Below are 18,802 nucleotides of genomic sequence, written 5' to 3'. Positions count from 1 at the left end.
TTACAATGGACACATTGAAATATGCGCAGCAAATTATAGAGGAGCTTCAGCGCTCCATTTCTCAGCTTGATCATCAAGAGGCTGAACGAATGGCTGAACTGCTTCTTCAGTCGAATAAGGTATTTGTGGCCGGGGCTGGTAGATCAGGATTGATGGGACGTGCTTTTGCAATGCGACTCATGCATGTCGGTAAAGAAGCGTACGTCGTGGGAGAAACGGTAACTCCGGGTATTGAGCCTGGTGATGTGCTTGTGCTCGGTTCGGGTTCAGGAGAGACGAAGGGGCTGATCTCTATGGCAGAGAAGGCCAAAGGAGTAGGTGCAGAGGTTATTGCCGTTACGATTGCGCCGGACTCGACCGTCGGACGTTTAGCGAGCTATGTAGTGAAGCTGCCGGGGTCTACAAAAGATCAGACCAGCGGAGGCTACAGCACGATTCAGCCAATGGCTTCTTTATTCGAACAGACGATGTTAGTCTTTTACGATGCAGTGATTCTGCGGATGATGGAGAAGACGGGGCAGACGACTAAGCAGATGTTCGGCAAGCATGCTAATTTAGAGTGAGAGTATAGAAACGAATGCCTTCCTAGTAAGGAGGTTATTCGTTTTTGTGTTAGTATGACAACAGGAGAGAGGAGGCGCTTTAGTTATGGCAACCGAGATTAAAGATCGCATCAACTTGAAGGAAATTAACTGCGAGAAGGAACTGACGCTTGCGGTGATTGGAGGCAAATGGAAGCTGATAATCCTGTGGCATCTTGGGCTTGAAGGGACAAAGCGGTTCAGTGAGCTGAAGAAGCTAATTCCTCATATCACGCAAAAAATGTTGACCAATCAGCTTCGAGAGCTTGAAGAAGATCAGTTGGTTCTTCGGAAAGTGTATGCCGAGGTTCCTCCAAAAGTAGAGTATTCTCTGACTTCATATGGACAGAGTCTGCTTCCCGTCCTTCGATTGATGTATGATTGGGGTAAGAATTACGGGGAAAACGTGATCTGGAAAGACACGCCGCCGGAAGAAAGATGCTAATCGAATAGACTTTGAACATTAATAATCCCTGAGAGGTCTGAATCGACCTTTTCAGGGATTTTTTGTGTTCAATATGGAGTGACGTGAATTACGATTTAGGCTTTTTGTTCGAACAGCTTGGCGATCTCGACGATTACGTTTACCGCTTTTTCCATGTTGTCAGCAGAGGCGTATTCGAATTTTCCGTGAAAATTTTCGCCCCCCGTGAAAATATTAGGTGTAGGTAAACCCATGTAGGAAAGCTGTGAGCCATCTGTTCCCCCACGAATCGGGCGGATGATCGGCGTGATGTTCAGATTCTCCATCGCCTCATGGGCAATATCGACAATATGACGCACCGGTTCGATTTTTTCGCGCATGTTGTAATATTGGTCTTTCATTTCAAGCACGATGTTCTCTTCACCATGGATGCTCTTGAATTCATCTACGATGGCAGAAAGAAAGGCTTTACGTGCCTCGAATTTCTCGCGGTCGAAGTCACGAATGATATATTGAAGCTTGCTGAATTCCGGTGTGCCTTCTATGGAGCTAAGGTGGTAGAAGCCATCATAACCGTCTGTGAATTCTGGGGCTTCCTCAGCAGGGAGTCTAAGATGGAGCGCCATAGCGATTTTTGCGGAATGAATCATTTTTCCTTTGGCAGTACCAGGATGTACATTGACGCCGTAAACCGAGATTTTGGCTGATGCAGCATTAAAGCTTTCATACTCTAGTTCACCGAGTGGGCCTCCGTCCACAGTGTAAGCATAGGAAGCATTAAAAGCAGCTACGTCAAATTTATGAGGTCCGCGGCCAATTTCTTCATCCGGTGTGAAGGCGACTCTAATCTTGCCATGTTTGATTTCAGGATGCTGAAGAAGGTAATTCATAGCTGTCATAATCTCGGCAATACCGGCTTTATTGTCTGCGCCAAGCAGGGTGGTACCATCGGTTGTAATTAATGTATGGCCTTTATATTCTGCCAGCTCTGGGAAGCTCGCTTTAGACAATACAACATTTAATTCTTTGTTCAAAAGAATATCTTTGCCATCGTAGTTCTCCACGATCTGTGGCTTTACATTTGTTCCTGTGAAATCAGTTGCTGTATCGAGATGCGCCAAAAAACCAATGGTCGGAACATCCTTCTCCGTATTGGCTGGGAGTGTAGCCATGACATACCCATGCTCGTCCACCTGCACTTCATCCATGCCGATCTCCTTGAGCTCTTCGACCAGCTTGTGGGCCAGCACCATCTGCCCCGGAGTGGACGGACAAGTTTCATTATCCTCGTTCGATTGGGTATCCATTTGAGCATACGAAATAAACCGTTCTATAACCTCTTTTTTCACTGTGGGTCATCTCCTCATTACTGTTGTATCTATATAGTATCACTTTCCATATCCGGTCTCATCCCTGAGGAGGAAGATTAAGAGTTAAGATTAGCTTTAATGAGGCAATATTTCTTGCTTCACTAGCTTCGCTGTAAGTAAATACCGGTCCGGTGCTGATCCCACGTATGAAAAAGGATAACAGGTGATCAAGGTAAGAATAGCCTTATCGCTTGGTTTTATTGCGCCGCGTTCATTCCCATCTACAATCGTGCTGCCTGTGACTTCATAGGTGAACGTACCGTCCATGCTTTCCAGTTCGATCAGATCTCCTGCGACAAGTTCTCCTAGATTGCGGAATACGGTATCACGGTGTCCAGCAAGCACGCTATTACCGACGGCACCGATGGCTGCGCTACCTATATAGTGTCCAGCTCCTTTTTTTAATTCAGGGCTTTCCGTACCCTCCAGAATAGCCACCTTCTTATTTAAGGTGGGGAAGCGGATTTCTCCAATCACTTCACCCTCTTTATAGGAGGGAGAAGAAGATGGTTGTTCTTTTGGAGAACTGACCATTCCCTTGGGGAGAGGGTTCTCTTCATTTGGAAGGGGGCGGGCGATAGCTTCCTCCCTCTTTTTTGCCCAATCATTTAGGGCCTGCTTGGCCTCGATGGGTGCTTTGACGACTTGGACGATCGAATAAATCAGCACAACTAAAGAGAGTATGAAGATTAGCTTCACGGTTAATAAGACACCATTACGCTTCTTCATACTCTCTCCTCCAGACTTAAATTACTAAACGTTATTCTTTCTTCGATTTCAATCTGCGCATGATGATCACGCTGAGTACCGCAATAGCTAAGCTGGCCAGAATTAAGTTATACCAAGGCTCGGCGGTATTTGGAAGCTCGTTGCCTGCCTCTGGTGCTCCCAAAGGAATGTCGCCGTCAGGTAAGGCTACCTCATCGCTTGGCTGAGGTGTTGCACTGGTGGTTTGACTACCAGCACCTGGTGACGCTGCAGGTGTAGGCTCATTACTGCTTCCGCCCATTGGAATCGGTTCTTCAGTAACGCTTATTTCATCGACTGCAGGCGGTGAAGCCGTAGGTGTAGGCGATGGTGTTGCTGTTGGTGGCACTGACTGACCTGGTGTTACGACAGCTGTAGGTGAAGCAGTAGTCGTTGGTGAATCCGTAGGTGTAGCAGTATTCGTTGGTGGATCTGTAGGTGTTGTGGTTGGTGCAACCGTAGGTGTCGGTGAAGCTTCAGGTGTAGCTGCTGGTGTTTCAGTAGGTGTTTCAGTAGGTGTTTCAGTAGGTGTTGTAGTAGGTTCAGTTGTTGCTGTTGCTGTTGCTGTTGCTGTTGCTGTAGGTGATGGATCAGGTGTAGGTGCAACCGTCGCTGTTGGCGTTGAAGTAGGCTCGGTGGTTGGACCTGGTTCTCCGGAAGCGGAGAATTCAAAAGCTACGGTCGTGGCCTTCCCTTGATATTCGTTGCCGGCTTCCCATGGGAAGGTTACATCCATTTGAATTACACTCTTCTCTCCTCCAGCAAGTGAACCGATGGTTACTCTGCCAGCAGCCTCACTCATCACTCCCGAATAGATGATTACTCCCTCTTTTTCGAGTGTCATTTGGAGAATATTGTACAACTCTACGTCTCCAGAGATGAATTTAAAGTCCACAAAGTAATCAAAGCCTTCTGTGCCATCATTAATAATCGTGTACTCTGAGCTCATTTCGTCACCGGGCTTCATATTGTTCATGGTGGCTGTGCTCGTGGTATGAGAATTCACAGTAAGCTTAATGGTATCCTGAGCGCTTACCCCTCCAGCGTGCCATATTACTCCTACCAGAATAATCAGAACGTAAGCAGCTATGAAGACCGAATGGTATTTCTTCTTCACTTTCTTTGCTCCTTTCTCCTGAGCCCATTGTAGCTGTTGAAAAACAAAATCTGCGGGCTTCCGGCAAAATCCTCCGTTTTAAACGATTATTCCATTCTACATTGTCGAAATAAGTGGTATTGTAAAGTACCACTCTTTCATTCGTGGGCGGAATCTTTCTGAATGAACGGAGAAAGAGGGCATAGCCAAAATACAAATCGTTCGTTATAGCGAATATATAAAGTATAATCAAAATGATATCCAAAGAAAAATGATGTATTACAACTAATTAGATCATATTTGCTTAAATAATAAGTATATGGTCTGTTTATCTGTTGATTTCTCTCTATATCTCTTTATTTTTATGTTTTTTAATATCTTATTAGTGTTTTATTAAGAACGGTTTCGAAAACAAAACAAAAAAGGCAAGACGCATATCTGAAACGGGAGAATTCCCGATACTCAGATAACGTCCTGCCTTGTTAAGACTGCAATCTTACAGTTCTTTCATAGCCTCAGCTACAATTTCATAGGAACGAAGACGAGCTTCATGATCATAAATCCCTGCGGAGATAATCAATTCATCTGCTTGTGTCTCTTTCAGAATGTCTTGAAGTCGTTCTTTAATCACTGCTTTATCGCCAGAGAAAGAATAACGCTGCTTATCGAGCATGATTGCTTTTTCTTGTACCGTCCATAGCCCATCCATACTCTCAACGGGTGGTTGTAGCTTGCCTGTACGCCCGCGGATGATATTGAGGAACTGCTGCTGCTGCGAGGTAGCTAGCTTTCTTGCCTCATCTACGGTATCGGCTGCTGTAACCCCTAGTCCGACCATAACATAAGGTTTGTCTAGTACTTCTGATGGACGGAAATTACTGTGGTATATGTGCAGCGCCTGAAGTAAATACTCAGGTGCAAAATGGCTAGCAAAGGCAAAAGGCAACCCTAGCTTGGCTGCTAGCTCAGCACTAAAGCCGCTGGAGCCTAAGAGCCAGATGGGAACATTTAAGCCTTCCCCAGGAACCGCGCGTACTCCAGCTGGGCGCGATCCTGCTCCTGCAGGGTCGAAGTAAGCTCTTAGCTCACTTAGCTGCTCAGGGAATTCACTGCCATCGCTTCCGAGCCCGCGACGCAGCGCACGGGAAGCTGGTTGATCAGATCCGGGTGCTCTGCCCAGTCCAAGATCGATCCGTCCCGGATATAGAGATTCGAGAGTCCCGAACTGTTCGGCAATAACAAGTGGTGCGTGGTTGGATAGCATAATGCCACCAGAGCCAACACGTATACTTTGGGTGCCACCAGCAATATGTCCGATCAAGAGTGAGGTAGCAGAGCTGGCAACTCCGATCATATTATGATGTTCAGCGAACCAATACCGATGATAGCCCCACTTCTCAGCGTTCCGAGCTAAATCTAGAGAGTTATGAAAAGAGTCTGCCGCGGTCCCTCCTTCCACAATAGAAGCCAGGTCCAGTATGGAGAATCGAATGTCACGAGGTTGTTTCAATGTTATCCCTCCTATAATAAATGCTCTATGCTCATAGAGCAGTATTTGTAGCTACGAATATCGCTACTCGGATAGTATACCATGTAATAAAACTATATACACACTTTAAGTAAGTCGTTTATCTTCCGAGTGGAGAAAGAGGAAGAAAGATGAATTGTTTAAAGTGATGTAAGCGCTTCAAAAATTCTATTGTTATTTCCAATCGGGCTTGCTATAATCACATCGAAAAGTTCCCTAAAAAAGGAAGTTATCATTATGAAGCCAACCATAAGAGATGTTGCCAGAATGGCCGAGGTGTCGATTAGCACAGTGTCACGTGTTATGAATGCACCGAATTCGGTAGTGGAGAGCAAACGGAATCGAGTGATGGAGGCTGTAGAACGATTGCGGTATCAACCTAATTCATTTGCACGTGGTTTGATTTACAAGAAGTCCTTTACACTGGGCCTGCTTATTCCGGATATTGAGAACCTGTATTTCGCAGGGGTGATTCGGGGGATGCAGGATGCTTGTATCAAGCTTGGGTATAGTCTAATGATCTGCAATACGGACCGCGACAAAGAACGACTACTGTCCTATATTGATAACTTCCATGAGAAGCAGGTGGATGGAATTGTATTCGCCAGTGATTTTCTTTACCCTGAGTATCATGACAAATTGGTCGGTTGTAGAATTCCATTTGTGCTAGTGTCCTCGCATTCCGATGAGTTCGACATTCCAAGTGTGGAGGTGGATGATGAAGCGGCTGCCTATGATGCGGTAAAGTTCCTGATTGATTTAGGTCATAAAGACATTGGTATGATTGGTTTTAACCATGATAATTCCGTATCAGGACCACCACGCTATGAGGGATTTGTAAGAGCACTAACAGAGTCAGGGCTACAGCAGAATATTGTGAAGAGCAAATATGCCAGTCACCGGTTTGAACATGCTTATCAAGCTGCGCACGAACTATTTACGGATTACCCTGAGCTAACTGCTGTTTTCTGTGTTGCTGATGAATTCGCGATGGGGACGATTTCTTATCTGAAGGATCGTAATATTCTTGTTCCAGGTCAGGTATCCGTGATTGGGTTTGATAATCTAAGGATGTCGGGTATGTTCATCCCGAAGCTAACTACGATTGCACAGCCAATTTACGAGTTAGGGTATCGTGCGGCCGAGAAGCTGCATGAATTGCTTACAACAGGTGAAGTGCAGGTATTGAATGAGAAGATGGAGCATAAGCTGATTGTGCGGGAATCTACACGAGAAAAATAGGGGTAGTTCACTTCTGTACCACCCTCTGAAAAGCTTTTCAGAATTCAGCGCTCGTCTTAAGCAACATTTGAATATTTGCTTAGACAATAAAAATAATTTTTACCAAAACATTTCAAATACAGATTGGAAACGCTTACTTCATGTGATACTATAACAAATGTAAGCGCTACAATTAATTGGAATTTGTTATTGGATTCTTTTTTAGTATAGATCCTTAGATTCTGAAAAGCTTTGCAAGGAGGTGATCTGCTACAAGCTGCTTATACATGCCAGGGTACCGGATGATTGAGTCAGAAGCAATCTCTAAAACCATTAAAGGGGATGTACAAAAGATGAAGAAAACCTCAGGACGTAAAAAGTCATTGGCTTTAGTACTGTGTTTATCCTTCACTATGATGCTGAGCGCATGCGGCGGAGGCAATAACAACAATGCAGCGCCTACAGATCCACCTACGGCGACTACCAGCCCAACAGCAGATAACACTGAGAAAGCTACAACTGCTCCTAGCACCGAGCCATCGGGATCTCCGCTAGAGCTAGCCATGAAGGGCGACTATAAAGGAACTAAAGTAACGATGTTCGGCCCCTTCGTAGATGCTGACCAAGTGAAATTTGAGAATAGTATTAAAGAGTTTGAAGAGAAGACAGGAATTGATATTCAATACGAGGGCTCAAAAGAGTTCGAAGCTACGATAAACATTCGAGTAGACGGTGGAAATGCTCCGGATATCGCTGATTTCCCGCAGCCGGGACTGCTAGCCTCGATTGCTAAGACTGGCAAGGTTATCGATTTAACTAACGTGCTGGATCAAGCCAAATTGACGGCTAATTACAACAAGAGCTGGCTTGATATGTCTAATATGGACGGGAAAGACGGCAAGATCATGGCGGGGATCTGGAACCGCAGTAACGTAAAGAGCTTGGTCTGGTATCCAAAAAAGCAATTTGATGAAGCAGGCTACAAGGTTCCTGAGACATGGGATGAGATGATGGCTCTGACGGAACAAATTGCGAAAGATGGTGATCCTGCTTGGGCTATTGGAATCGAGAGTGGTGCTGCAACAGGCTGGCCGGCAACAGACTGGGTAGAAAATATAATGCTGCGCACAACTACACCTGAGAACTACGATAAATGGGTAAAAGGTGAGCTGCCATTTACCTCTCCAGAAGTGAAGAATGCAGTTGAAACCATGTCCAAAATTTGGCTCAACAAGGATTATGTCTATGGTGGTGCAAAATCCATCGTGACGACATCGTTTGGGGATGCCCCAGCACCAATGTTCAATAATCCTCCTAAAGCATGGTTTAATATGCTCGGCAACTTTATTACAAGCTTCTTCCCTGAAACCGCAAAGGTTGATGTAGATTATGATTGGTTCTACCTGCCGCCTATTGACCCTCAATATGGTAAACCAGTACTAGTTGCTGGCGATATTTACGCGATGTTCAACGATCGTCCTGAAGTTCGTGCAGTTATGGAATTCTTTACTACAGGAGAATCCATTAAGAGCTGGGTGCAATCGGGCGGCGTAATTGCTCCAATGAATGATGCTTCCCTGGATTGGTATACCTCAGAATCCGATCGCCGGATGGCGAAGCTGGTTCAGGATGCTTCCACGCTGCGCTTTGATGGCTCTGACCTGATGCCGGGCAAAGTGGGCGCAGGTACCTTCTGGAAGGGCATGACCGACTACGTAAGCGGTACTGCGACGCTGGATCAGGCGTTGGAACAAATCCAGTCTGGCTGGAACAACTAACCTAATATTGAAAGCACACAGTTAAAAGAGGGGCAGCGAGATTTGAAGGTTCTCTGCCCCTCTTTTTGTTTTCCAAAGCACGAGTATAGGAGGAGCTGGAGCTAATATGGGTGGACAATCACAACTACAACCACAACCACAAATGAAGCCACAATTAAAAGCCAAGCAGACGGTAAGCCTTAGGGCGGTATTGCTGTCTCTTTTAGTATTAATAGCCAATGTTGTTGTTAATGGCTCGATCTTTTTATTCTTTCGGGATTCAACGCTAAATCCGCTACTAACGGCGGTTCTGGCTGTTCTATGGGGGGTTCTGGGTGTTTATCTGATCTATTACACACTTACCTGGGCAGTCGAGCAATATCCTGATTACGTACGCCGAAAGGTATTGCCTTATATTTTTATTGGTCCGGCAGTGATTATATTGGGGTGGCTATTGGTGCTGCCTGCGCTGCGGACGCTGTATTTAAGCTTTTTCAATGCTTCTTCAGAGAAATTTGTGGGTCTCAGCAACTATGCAGCGATCTTTAGCGACCATCTAATGGCGACGGCACTGCGTAACAACTTGCTTTGGGTATTCGTTGGTACACTGGCATGTGTAGCTTTTGGGCTCTTGATTGCAATTCTTGCCGACAGAAGCAGCTATGAGAAGCTAGCTAAATCGATCATTTTTATGCCGATGGCTATTTCATTTGTAGCCGCAGGCGTTATTTGGAAGTTTGTATATTACTATCAACCCGGCGATGAACAAATTGGACTTTTGAACGCCATCGTTACTTATTTTGGGGGAGAACCACAGGCATGGACGAGTATGCTTCAGCCGTGGAATAACTTTTTCCTCATCATCATTCTGATCTGGATGCAGACCGGATTTGCGATGGTGATATTCTCGGCAGCTATTAAGGGAGTTCCTGACGACATATTGGAAGCTGCACGAGTGGATGGTGCTAATGAGGTGAAGATCTTCTTTGGAATCATGATCCCCTACATTTCAGCAACCATTCTGACTGTGACAACGACCATTATCGTCTTTACATTGAAAATATTTGACGTCGTCATGGTGATGACAGGAGGTCAATACGATACAGAGGTAGTGGCTACACAGTTTTACCGCCAATTCTTTATGTACCGGAATTTCGGTTACGGCTCCACGCTGGCTATTGTTCTGCTGATCGCGGTGTTGCCTGTGATCATAATCAATCTACGTCAGTTCCGTAAGCAAGGGGGATTCTAATGGCCGGGAAAAAGAAGAGAAAAGGCAGCAAGACGATTGTTAATATCGTGCTGGGTGTGATTTGTTTCATTTGGTTGCTTCCGACCCTTGGGCTGTTCATTTCCTCCTTCCGTCCGGCTGCCGATATTCTGCAGACTGGATGGTGGAAAGCTTTTCCCCATCAGGAGTGGAAGGCTGGAGAGACCCTTCAGCTATCGAAAGATATGGATCTGCGGGAGCCGATCGAGGTGAATGGCAAAACCTATACAGATGATCAGCTGAAGGCAGGCGTGAAGGCCGATGGCAGTCGTTTGATGTGGGAGAACCGCAGAGCGCGTACCATAAATCAACAGGAACAAGGCTGGAAAATGACACCGGATCTCACATTGGATAACTACAATAACGTGCTCTCGGGCAAGGAATACAAGCTCAAGCAAGCCGATGGCAGTGAAACGGTGCAAAAAGGCACCGGATTGTCGCAAGCCTTCTGGAATACACTGACGATTGCTGTTCCAGCGACGGTCATTCCGGTGTTAATTGCTTCTTTTGCCGCCTATGCTTTTGCTTGGCTACGTTTTCCTGGGCGCCGCACACTTTTTGTCATCATTATCGCTATGCTCGTTATTCCAATACAAGTGGCACTTATTCCAGTGCTCAAAGATTATACAGCTCTTGGACTGAACGGAAGTTACTTGGGCATTTGGCTGGCGCATACGGCCTTTGGATTACCGCTGGTTACCTACTTTATGTATAACTTTATCAGTCAGCTTCCTAAGGATTTGTTTGAGTCAGCTTTTATGGATGGGGCGAGCCATTTCACTATTTTCAGTAGGCTGATTCTACCGTTATCTGTGCCCGCACTGGCTTCTATCGGAATCTTTCAATTCCTATGGGTGTGGAATGACTATTTAGTCTCGCTGATTTTTATCGGCAATCAACCGTCAGTGCAGGTCATGTCGATGAAGATCGCCGACTTAGTAGGCTCACGAGGCAACGACTGGCATTTACTCACCTCGGCTGCATTTATCTCCATGCTGATGCCGCTCGCGATTTTTTTCCTGCTGCAAAAGTATTTCGTCAGAGGGCTTATGGGTGGATCAATAAAAGGTTGATTTGAACATTGCAGGAATTATAAGGATGAAGTATAGCTAATTGAACAAAACTGTGTCAGGAGGAGCATAGAGAGATGAAGATGAAACCATACGTACATCCGGCTGCGGTGTATCCTTACCGGGAGTGGAGTCTTGATGAGGAGACTTATGATGAAGAGAACAATCAAAGAAGCGAAAGTGTATTTGCTCTGGGTAATGGATACATTGGCATGCGCGGTAATTTCGAGGAAGGTTACCATGGCCACTCGGGCTCATCTGTAATAGGGAACTACTTGAATGGATTTTTTGATTCCGAGCCTATTGTGTATCCAGAGGGAGCTTATGGGTATCCTTCCCGCAACCAAGCTATGCTGAACGTGACGGACGCCAAGATTATTGAACTCAGCATTGAGGGTCATACCTTTCATTTGAACAGTGGGCAAGTGCACCGTTATGAACGGAAGCTGGATATGCGAAATGGGATCTTGCATCGGCAGGTAGAATGGGAATCTCCTGCCGGACACAGGGTACAGCTGAACATTCGTCGGATGGTGGCCATGCAGCATAAACATTTAGCGGCCATAGATTACGAGGTCAAGGCATTGAATTTTGAGGGAACCCTAACGTTTACTTCATCGATCGATGGTGAGATCCAAAGGCCGGAGGTCACGGATGACCCCCGGCTGGGATCAGGGAGTAAGGAACCCAATTTGCTGCTAGTCGAAACCGGGCATGAGCTCGAGCAGTCCTTTTTGTGGATGAAGCAGAGGACGCGGCATACCGGGTTTGCTCTTTTAACAGGGATAAGCCACAGTCTGAATTGTAGCGCTGGATATGAAAGGCTCGTGCAGCAAGGAGATCAGCGATTATCCATGCAATGGGTTGTTCCAGTGGTAATGGGGGAAAGGATCTCCCTGACCAAGTACATTTCGTATCACACTTCTAAGGATTATGCAGAAGACGAGCTGTTAGGCAGGTGCTTAGAAGTGCAACACTTGGCGGAGAACTGTGGGTTTGAAGCGCTAGTTCATGAACAACGGGCTTTTCTGGATCATTTCTGGGCACATACCGATGTGGAGATTCAGGGCGATCTTGCGCTTCAACAGGGTATCCGTTTTAATGCTTTTCAATTGCTGCAATCCGTAGGACGCGACGGGGTTACGAACATCGGGGCCAAGGGCCTGACGGGTGAAGGATACGAAGGTCACTATTTCTGGGATACTGAGATGTATATGATACCCTTCTTTACATTTACACAACCGGAGATTAGCCGGAAGCTACTCGAGTTTCGTTATGCTACGTTAGATAAGGCACGGGAACGGGCAGCAGTGATGTCTCAGAAGGGAGCACTGTATCCTTGGCGCACCATAGACGGGGCTGAGAACTCTTCCTATTTTCCGGCAGGAACAGCACAAATGCATATTAACGCGGATATTGCCTATGCCATTAAACAGTATGTGCGGGCAACTGGCGATTATGAGTTTCTGGTCCTGGAGGGGGCGGAAATGATATTCGAGACCTCCCGCTTTTGGGTGGATCTGGGTCATTTTAATCCGGCCAGGGAGGGTGCGTTCTGTATTGACGCAGTAACGGGTCCCGATGAGTATACAGCTATCGTTAACAATAATGCATACACTAATCTTATGGTGCGGGATCAACTCTATTATGCATATGAGATAGCCAGACTGTTAGGAAAGCAGTATCCGGAGCATTTTGAACGTCTGAAGGGCAAGATTGGTCTGACTGAGGAAGAGCCTGATGATTGGCTGGTCGCCGCAGAAAAAATGTATGTCCCTTTTGATGAGAAGCTTGGCATCTATGCTCAGGATGATACGTTTCTGACTAAGAAAAAGTGGGACTTTGAACATACGCCAGCGGATAAATATCCACTTCTGCTTCATTACCATCCGTTGGTGATTTACCGCCATCAGGTGCTCAAACAGGCAGATCTGGTGATGGCCATGTTTCTGTTAGGTGATCAGTTCAGCTTGGCGGACAAGATCCGCAATTACAATTACTATGAGCCGCTAACGACACATGATTCTTCTTTGTCACCGTGCATTCACAGTATTATTTCTGCTGAGATTGGTGATTTAACGGGGGCGTACGCCTATTTTGACCGCACGGTACGGATGGATTTAGATGATATTAATCGCAATGTGAAGGACGGGCTGCATACTGCTGCTATGGCAGGATCTTGGCTGTCGATTGTGAATGGGTTTGGTGGGATGCGCTTATGTGGCGGTATGCTATCCTTTAATCCTGCCTTGCCAGCACAATGGGATAGCTATCGGTTTAAAATAACAAGCGGTGGGCATTTATTGGATATTTATGTTGATAGTAAGGTAGTGATCTATACACTACTGACAGGTGAAGTGGTTGAAATTCTACATAAAGGGAGCCTTGTGCAGTTAACTGTAAAGAAGCCGGTGTCCCTTTCAAATGTGAAGCAGCTTGAAGCTGTTATTTTCGAGCTGGACGGGATTATTACCGATTCTAGTGAGTATCATTATCTGGCCTGGAAAGCCTTAGCCGATGAGCTGGCGATTTCTTTTGATAGAGAGAAGCATGTACGTCTGAAGGGCCATAGTCGAATGGAATGTTTAGAGATTCTACTGGAAGGAAGCGGTCTGAATTTACCCCAACCGGTAAAAGGAATGCTCTGCAATAAAAAGAACGAAAAGTATAAACAGCTGATTCAACAAATGACACCGGATGATTTGCACCCGGGTATCCATAGTCTTCTGACCGATTTGAAGAAAAAGCGAATCCCTGTCGGACTGGCTTCCGTTAATGAGAATGCGATGCTGATTCTTGAACGATTGAAGATCGGGCGCTTGTTTCAGGCGATTGCTGACCCTAAAAACATCCGTATGGGCAAGCCAGATCCGGAAATTTATTTACAGGTTACCGAGATGCTGGGCATATCACCTGACTGCTGCGTAGCTATCGAAGATACAGCGGAGGGGATAGCTGCCATCAAAGCCGCTGGTATGAGGTCCGTTGGAGCCGGAAGTCCATCCTTGAAAGAGAGTGCTGAGCTATGGTTTCCTTCTACCGCGGAGTTACATGTGGAGGAATTGGTACAGCTGTTCAAATAATGAAAAGCCGTTCCCCTGAAAAGCAGCAAGCCTCCCTGGTCATAGCCCCGTCAAGTAGACAGTAAAAAAGAAGCCTTTTAAGCGGCGATCTGGTTCCGGTACTCTTCCGGAGACAGGTCGCCGAGTTTTTTCTGGAAGCGTTCCTTGTTGTAGTAAAGGATGTACTCCTTAACCAAATGTTCAGCATCTTCAAGATTCTTGGGTTTCTCCAAATACAATTTTTCGGTCTTAAGGTGAGAGAAGAATGACTCTATACAAGCATTGTCGTAGCAATTCCCCCGGCGGGAGTCGCTACCGACCAAACCCTTGTCCTCTAAAACCTGGGCATACGTCCGAGTAGTGTACTGAAAGCCCTGGTCTGAGTGCAGGAGAGCCTTTGAGTCTTGGAGAGATTTCACAGTATCTACCACTAGCTTCAAGTCATTCCGGACAGAGATTCTCCAAGCCACAACCTCGTTGTTGTACAGATCCATCACTACAGATAAGTAGACAAACTCGTGGCCTGTACGGATATAGGTAATATCCGTGACTAATTTTTGCTGAAGAGCGTGGGCTGTGAATTTCTGGTTGAGTACGTTTGGAAATAAGACAGAAGGCTTACGCCCGGCAAACGGGCGTTTCTTGCGAATCACTGATTGGATGCCTAGCTCTCTCATCAACCTGCGAACTTTCTTATGGTTTACGGGAAATCCCTCTTTGCGAAGCGCTGTACGCATTCTCTTATAGCCATAGGCAGGACGTAGCCGATGAATGGCTAAGATATGTTCCTTGAGGTTCGCATCCTTCTCTTGGCGTGCTTCCCGCAGGTCAGAGGTCTTTTTCCATTTGTAGTATGCAGCCCGGGACAATTCAGCCAGTTTGCACAGCCAAACAATCGGGTATCGCTCGCTCATTTCTTGAATGGATTGGCACCGGGTATTTGTATCCAACTTCCCTCCCCATGTAGATTGGGATTGAGCTTTTTTAAGTATTCGACCTGTGCCTTCAAATACGCGATTTCTTCGTCTTTACTGTCAAAATGTTTTCTTCCACCTTTTCCGCGTCGGTCCTCAAAGGTCTCCCCACTTTTAAATTTACGTATCCACCTCACCAACTGAGCATCGCTCTTGATGTCGAGTTTTTCTAGAATTTGTGAATAGCTCATATGCTCCTCTAAGTGAAGTCGAACCGCCTCGTTCTTCAACTCTTCTGAATACTTCGTAAACGTCTGCCCTTTTTTAGCCATGAAAAATCCCCTCCGGTCGACTGTGTTAAACACATGATACCATGTGCTCTTTTTTCACTGTCAACCATGAGGGGATAATACCATCCAAACCACTTGGAGGCTTGCTGCTTTGTCTATTTTAATACTTTTCGTACCAGCTTGATCTTATTCCCATAGGGTGGGTACACAATCCCGAGGTCGATTCGTGTGCCTCTCTTAACGATGCTTTTGCGGTGGGAAAAGACTTCAAAGCTGTGCTTCCCGTGATAACCGCCGATTCCAGAGTTGCCTACCCCACCAAACGGCAAGCTAGCGTTCGCCACATGCGAGATCGTATCATTGATGCAGCCTCCTCCGAAAGAGACTCGGGAAAGCACCTCTTGTTCAACATTTTTATCCTCTGTGAACAGGTAAAGCGCAAGTGGTTTTGGGTGCTCGTTAATACTCCGGATAGCTTCATCCAATTGATGATATTCCAATATGGGTAGGATCGGACCGAAGATCTCATCTTCCATAGAAGCGTCAGTCCAAGCCGCAGGATAGATTAGTGTAGGTTCAATATAACGTTCTTCTGAAATGACGGTTCCGCCCATAACCACCTTTTCCCGATCCCGTTCAATGAGACTGGCGATTCTTTGCAGCTGGCGCTCATTTACGATCCGGCCATAATCTGTATTCGGCTGCGCATTTGGACCGTAGAATTCAGTAATCTGATGTTTGATTTTGGTGATCAATTCATTAGCAATGTCCTTATGAACGAGCAAATAATCGGGGGCGATACAGGTTTGACCGGCATTTAATAATTTTCCCCATACGATTCGCTTCGCTGCAACATCAAGATTGGCTGATGTGTCGACAATGACCGGACTTTTCCCGCCAAGCTCCAAGGTTACAGGCACTAGATTCTTCGCAGCGGCTTCCATCACGATTTTGCCGACCGGAACACTGCCCGTGAAGAAAATATAATCAAACTTGGCATGGATCAGCAGATTGGTGGTCTCTTTTTCCCCCTGAACTACGCGAATATACTGGGGTTCGAAGGTCTCCTGAATGAGCTGCTCAATAACAGCCGTGATGGATGGTGTGCTCTCTGATGGCTTGAGGACAGCGCAGTTTCCAGCGGCAATGGCGCCTATAAGCGGTTCGATCAGCAACTGAAATGGATAATTAAAAGGACCTATAATGAGCGCGGTACCGTAAGGTTCACTTAAGATATAACTCTTCGCAGGAAATAAATGCAGTGGTGATCTAACCTTTACGGGCTTCGCCCAACGTTTGATATGCTTCATCATGTAACCTAGGCTGTCCAAGGTGAAGCCAATCTCTGTGGCATAAGCCTCGAACTCACTTTTTCCTAAATCCTGTTGTAAGGCAGTGATAATGCGAACCTCGTATCGTTTAATACTGTCTTTAAGTTTCTGAAGCTGACTAAGCCGAAAGGCAACCTCTTTAGTTGCGCCACGATTAAAAAAGTCCTTATGCTCTTCAAGCATCACTTGAATACTAGCCGTTGTATGTGTTGTCATAATACTCCCCTCCTTCATTATAGTAGTTCAGACTATGGGAGCCGATAAAAGGCGAAAGGCTTTCCAAAGCGGAAGGAATCACTTGCCTCATCCAGCTTGCTCACTGTTTCTTCGTTAAGCTGAATGGAGGTACTATGCAAATTCTGTTCCAGCTGCTCCACGCGTGTAGCCCCAACAATAACTGTCGAGACGGCAGGACGATTCATGAGCCAAGCTAAGGAAAGTGCTGTAGGAGAGGTTCCCAGTTCTTCAGCTATCTGCCCCACTTTGTTCCCCAGTTCGATCCGTTCATGATTCAGGAATCTTTTGAAATTAGGATCGGTATCTGCTCTGGATCCTGAAGGTGCGGAACCGTTTGAATTATATTTGCCTGTGAGAATTCCGCCCGCCAGTGGAAAATAAGGAATAATCCCTACACCTTGATCAAGACAAAGGGAGAGAAGCTCATTCTCCGGGGTCCGATCCGCTAAGGAATAGCTACACTGAATTGAAATATATTTAGCGAAGCTCCGTGCCTCACTAATTCCAATCGCCTTCATTAATTGCCATGCTGTATAGTTGGAAGCCCCGATATAGCGTACTTTTCCTGAAGATACCATATCGTCCAAGGTCCGTAACGTCTCTTCGAGTGGCGTATTGGGATCGAAGGTGTGAATCTGGTATAGATCGACATAGTCCGTTTTTAGGCGGCGAAGACTATCTTCTAATTCCTGCATCAAATGGCGCCTCGAGGAGCCGCTTCCGTTAGGTCCGTCATTCTTAACTAAGCCTGCTTTAGTGGCGAGAACAGCCTCATGTCTTCTACTTTCCAAGGCCAAACCGATGATTCGCTCAGATTCGGAGCCGGCGTAAATATTAGCGGTATCGATAAAGTTAATGCCATGATCCAGCGCAGTATGTACGATCTGAATGGAGGTCTCTTGATCTGCCCTTTTACCAAAAGCGTTTGTCCCCAGTCCCAATGCGGATACTTGTAGTCCGCTATTTCCAAGTCTTTTAAAGTTCAACTTCAGCACTCCTCATCATCCATTTCTTTAGGCTTAGTAAAAAGATCCAGAGCTGTCTCCATGAACATCTTTACAGCTATGGAAGTATCGGTAAGCGAGCTGACTGCGATATGTATATCTCTGTAGGCGTCGGGCTGCAGTTCACGGGTTACTACATTTGGAGGTAAAGATAACAAAGATAGCTCAGACATCACACCTACAGCCAGCCCCTCTTGAACCATATTAAGAGCTGTTGCATAGTTATTAACCACATATTTTACATTCAGATAGCTGCTGCTTCTGCGGAATAAATCTACCACCGGTGGTTCATAACCTGCTTTACAGATCAGCATAGGCTCACCCGCTAATTCTCTCACACCTATGACAGAACGCTCGTGCAAAGGATGGTCATCTCTGATTACAGCGTACAGCTTTTCTCTATATAGTGGGATGGTTTCGAACGCCTCGCAAGGAGCGAGCAATAAGCCAACATCAATTTCTTTGGATTCCAGCCATTCTCTGACTTCGGCGATAGAGCCCTCCTGCAGGCTAATCGTAATATTCGGATATCTTTCAGTGATAGAGCTAATAATCTTCGGTAAAAAATAGGCAGAAGCCACTGGAAAAGCCCCAATTCGAATGCTTCCCTTCTCAAGCCCCCTCTCGGCGGAAATCTCCTGATTGACCTTATCAAAGCCCATTAGAATTTCACGAAAAATAACAAGGATACGCTTGCCGATGTCAGTAAGCATTAGACCGTTCCTTCGATCTCGAAGTAATAGCTTTACATCCAGTTCGGCTTCTAAAGAGGAAATTGCTCGACTGACAGCAGGTTGGGTCATATTCAGTTCTACACCAGCTTTGGTAAAACTACCGCTTTCCGCGATTTTGACGAACAAACGAATTTGATTATTGTTCATAACAAATATGATATGCCCC

At 45.9% G+C, this 18,802-nt stretch carries 15 protein-coding genes; 7 read left to right on the top strand and 8 right to left on the bottom strand.

The window, feature by feature from the left end:
- Nucleotides 1–5 precede the first annotated feature (5 nt).
- Both hxlB and PAENI_RS12295 read left to right on the top strand, forming a co-directional pair.
- Nucleotides 6–563: a 6-phospho-3-hexuloisomerase gene (hxlB, locus tag PAENI_RS12300; RefSeq protein ID WP_076284915.1), complete on the top strand. Its 558-nt coding sequence runs from the start codon at nucleotides 6–8 to the stop codon at nucleotides 561–563.
- A gap of 85 nt (nucleotides 564–648) precedes the next feature.
- Complete coding sequence (locus tag PAENI_RS12295; protein ID WP_036682121.1) at nucleotides 649–1,026, top strand: winged helix-turn-helix transcriptional regulator; 378 nt, start codon at nucleotides 649–651, stop codon at nucleotides 1,024–1,026.
- Between the two features lie 95 nt (nucleotides 1,027–1,121).
- Here the strand turns inward: PAENI_RS12295 and pepT are convergent, their stop codons facing one another.
- The 4 genes from pepT to PAENI_RS12275 form a co-directional block, all read right to left on the bottom strand.
- The gene (gene pepT / locus PAENI_RS12290) at nucleotides 1,122–2,354 is read right to left on the bottom strand and encodes a peptidase T (protein WP_042192723.1); all 1,233 of its coding nucleotides are present in this window, start codon (nucleotides 2,352–2,354) and stop codon (nucleotides 1,122–1,124) included.
- 96 nt (nucleotides 2,355–2,450) lie between these two features.
- Complete coding sequence (locus PAENI_RS12285; RefSeq protein ID WP_149645432.1) at nucleotides 2,451–3,104, bottom strand: sortase; 654 nt, start codon at nucleotides 3,102–3,104, stop codon at nucleotides 2,451–2,453.
- A gap of 31 nt (nucleotides 3,105–3,135) precedes the next feature.
- Nucleotides 3,136–4,239 (bottom strand): hypothetical protein, encoded by a 1,104-nt coding sequence (locus tag PAENI_RS12280; protein ID WP_149645431.1) that lies wholly within the window; start codon nucleotides 4,237–4,239, stop codon nucleotides 3,136–3,138.
- 475 nt (nucleotides 4,240–4,714) lie between these two features.
- Nucleotides 4,715–5,728: an LLM class flavin-dependent oxidoreductase gene (locus tag PAENI_RS12275; protein ID WP_149645430.1), complete on the bottom strand. Its 1,014-nt coding sequence runs from the start codon at nucleotides 5,726–5,728 to the stop codon at nucleotides 4,715–4,717.
- Between the two features lie 255 nt (nucleotides 5,729–5,983).
- Between PAENI_RS12275 and PAENI_RS12270 the strand changes: the two genes are divergently transcribed.
- From PAENI_RS12270 to pgmB, 5 genes are all read left to right on the top strand, one after another.
- Nucleotides 5,984–6,988, top strand: coding sequence for a LacI family DNA-binding transcriptional regulator (locus tag PAENI_RS12270; RefSeq protein ID WP_076297981.1), 1,005 nt, complete (start codon nucleotides 5,984–5,986; stop codon nucleotides 6,986–6,988).
- 332 nt (nucleotides 6,989–7,320) lie between these two features.
- Complete coding sequence (locus tag PAENI_RS12265) at nucleotides 7,321–8,745, top strand: ABC transporter substrate-binding protein (RefSeq protein ID WP_149645429.1); 1,425 nt, start codon at nucleotides 7,321–7,323, stop codon at nucleotides 8,743–8,745.
- Nucleotides 8,746–8,887: 142 nt separating this feature from the next.
- A complete protein-coding gene (locus PAENI_RS12260; RefSeq protein WP_042194677.1) occupies nucleotides 8,888–9,976 on the top strand; it encodes a carbohydrate ABC transporter permease in 1,089 nt (362 codons plus the stop codon).
- The gene (locus PAENI_RS12255; RefSeq protein ID WP_149645428.1) at nucleotides 9,976–11,067 is read left to right on the top strand and encodes a carbohydrate ABC transporter permease; all 1,092 of its coding nucleotides are present in this window, start codon (nucleotides 9,976–9,978) and stop codon (nucleotides 11,065–11,067) included. Before PAENI_RS12260 ends, PAENI_RS12255 begins: the two co-directional genes overlap by 1 nt.
- A gap of 74 nt (nucleotides 11,068–11,141) precedes the next feature.
- Nucleotides 11,142–14,147, top strand: coding sequence for a beta-phosphoglucomutase (pgmB, locus tag PAENI_RS12250; RefSeq protein WP_149645427.1), 3,006 nt, complete (start codon nucleotides 11,142–11,144; stop codon nucleotides 14,145–14,147).
- A 77-nt stretch (nucleotides 14,148–14,224) separates the two neighbouring features.
- On the opposite strand, the gene PAENI_RS12245 is transcribed toward pgmB, so the two are convergent.
- The 4 genes from PAENI_RS12245 to PAENI_RS12230 form a co-directional block, all read right to left on the bottom strand.
- Nucleotides 14,225–15,372 (bottom strand): IS3 family transposase gene (locus PAENI_RS12245; protein WP_149645426.1). Its coding sequence is split into 2 segments (ribosomal slippage): nucleotides 14,225–15,114 and nucleotides 15,114–15,372, totalling 1,149 coding nucleotides; the frame shifts between segments, so codons are not numbered across the junction.
- Nucleotides 15,373–15,485: 113 nt separating this feature from the next.
- Nucleotides 15,486–16,877: an aldehyde dehydrogenase gene (locus PAENI_RS12240; protein ID WP_149645425.1), complete on the bottom strand. Its 1,392-nt coding sequence runs from the start codon at nucleotides 16,875–16,877 to the stop codon at nucleotides 15,486–15,488.
- Nucleotides 16,878–16,909: 32 nt separating this feature from the next.
- The gene (locus PAENI_RS12235; RefSeq protein WP_149645424.1) at nucleotides 16,910–17,884 is read right to left on the bottom strand and encodes an aldo/keto reductase; all 975 of its coding nucleotides are present in this window, start codon (nucleotides 17,882–17,884) and stop codon (nucleotides 16,910–16,912) included.
- Between the two features lie 2 nt (nucleotides 17,885–17,886).
- A complete protein-coding gene (locus PAENI_RS12230; protein WP_149645423.1) occupies nucleotides 17,887–18,783 on the bottom strand; it encodes a LysR family transcriptional regulator in 897 nt (298 codons plus the stop codon).
- Nucleotides 18,784–18,802 lie beyond the last annotated feature (19 nt).

This window comes from Paenibacillus sp. B2(2019), assembly GCF_008370385.1.
Classification (GTDB): Bacteria; Bacillota; Bacilli; order Paenibacillales; family Paenibacillaceae; genus Paenibacillus_AQ.
Note: the sequence above shows the minus strand (reverse complement) of the source record. Positions and strands in the feature narration are given on the sequence as shown.

Coding starts and splice junctions, on each gene's coding strand:
- hxlB (WP_076284915.1), top strand. CDS start 6: ATGGACACATTGAAATATGCGCAGCAAATTATAGAGGAGCTTCAGCGC.
- PAENI_RS12295 (WP_036682121.1), top strand. CDS start 649: ATGGCAACCGAGATTAAAGATCGCATCAACTTGAAGGAAATTAACTGC.
- PAENI_RS12285 (WP_149645432.1), bottom strand. CDS start 3,104: ATGAAGAAGCGTAATGGTGTCTTATTAACCGTGAAGCTAATCTTCATA.
- PAENI_RS12270 (WP_076297981.1), top strand. CDS start 5,984: ATGAAGCCAACCATAAGAGATGTTGCCAGAATGGCCGAGGTGTCGATT.
- PAENI_RS12265 (WP_149645429.1), top strand. CDS start 7,321: ATGAAGAAAACCTCAGGACGTAAAAAGTCATTGGCTTTAGTACTGTGT.
- PAENI_RS12260 (WP_042194677.1), top strand. CDS start 8,888: ATGAAGCCACAATTAAAAGCCAAGCAGACGGTAAGCCTTAGGGCGGTA.
- PAENI_RS12255 (WP_149645428.1), top strand. CDS start 9,976: ATGGCCGGGAAAAAGAAGAGAAAAGGCAGCAAGACGATTGTTAATATC.
- pgmB (WP_149645427.1), top strand. CDS start 11,142: ATGAAGATGAAACCATACGTACATCCGGCTGCGGTGTATCCTTACCGG.
- PAENI_RS12240 (WP_149645425.1), bottom strand. CDS start 16,877: ATGACAACACATACAACGGCTAGTATTCAAGTGATGCTTGAAGAGCAT.
- PAENI_RS12230 (WP_149645423.1), bottom strand. CDS start 18,783: ATGAACAATAATCAAATTCGTTTGTTCGTCAAAATCGCGGAAAGCGGT.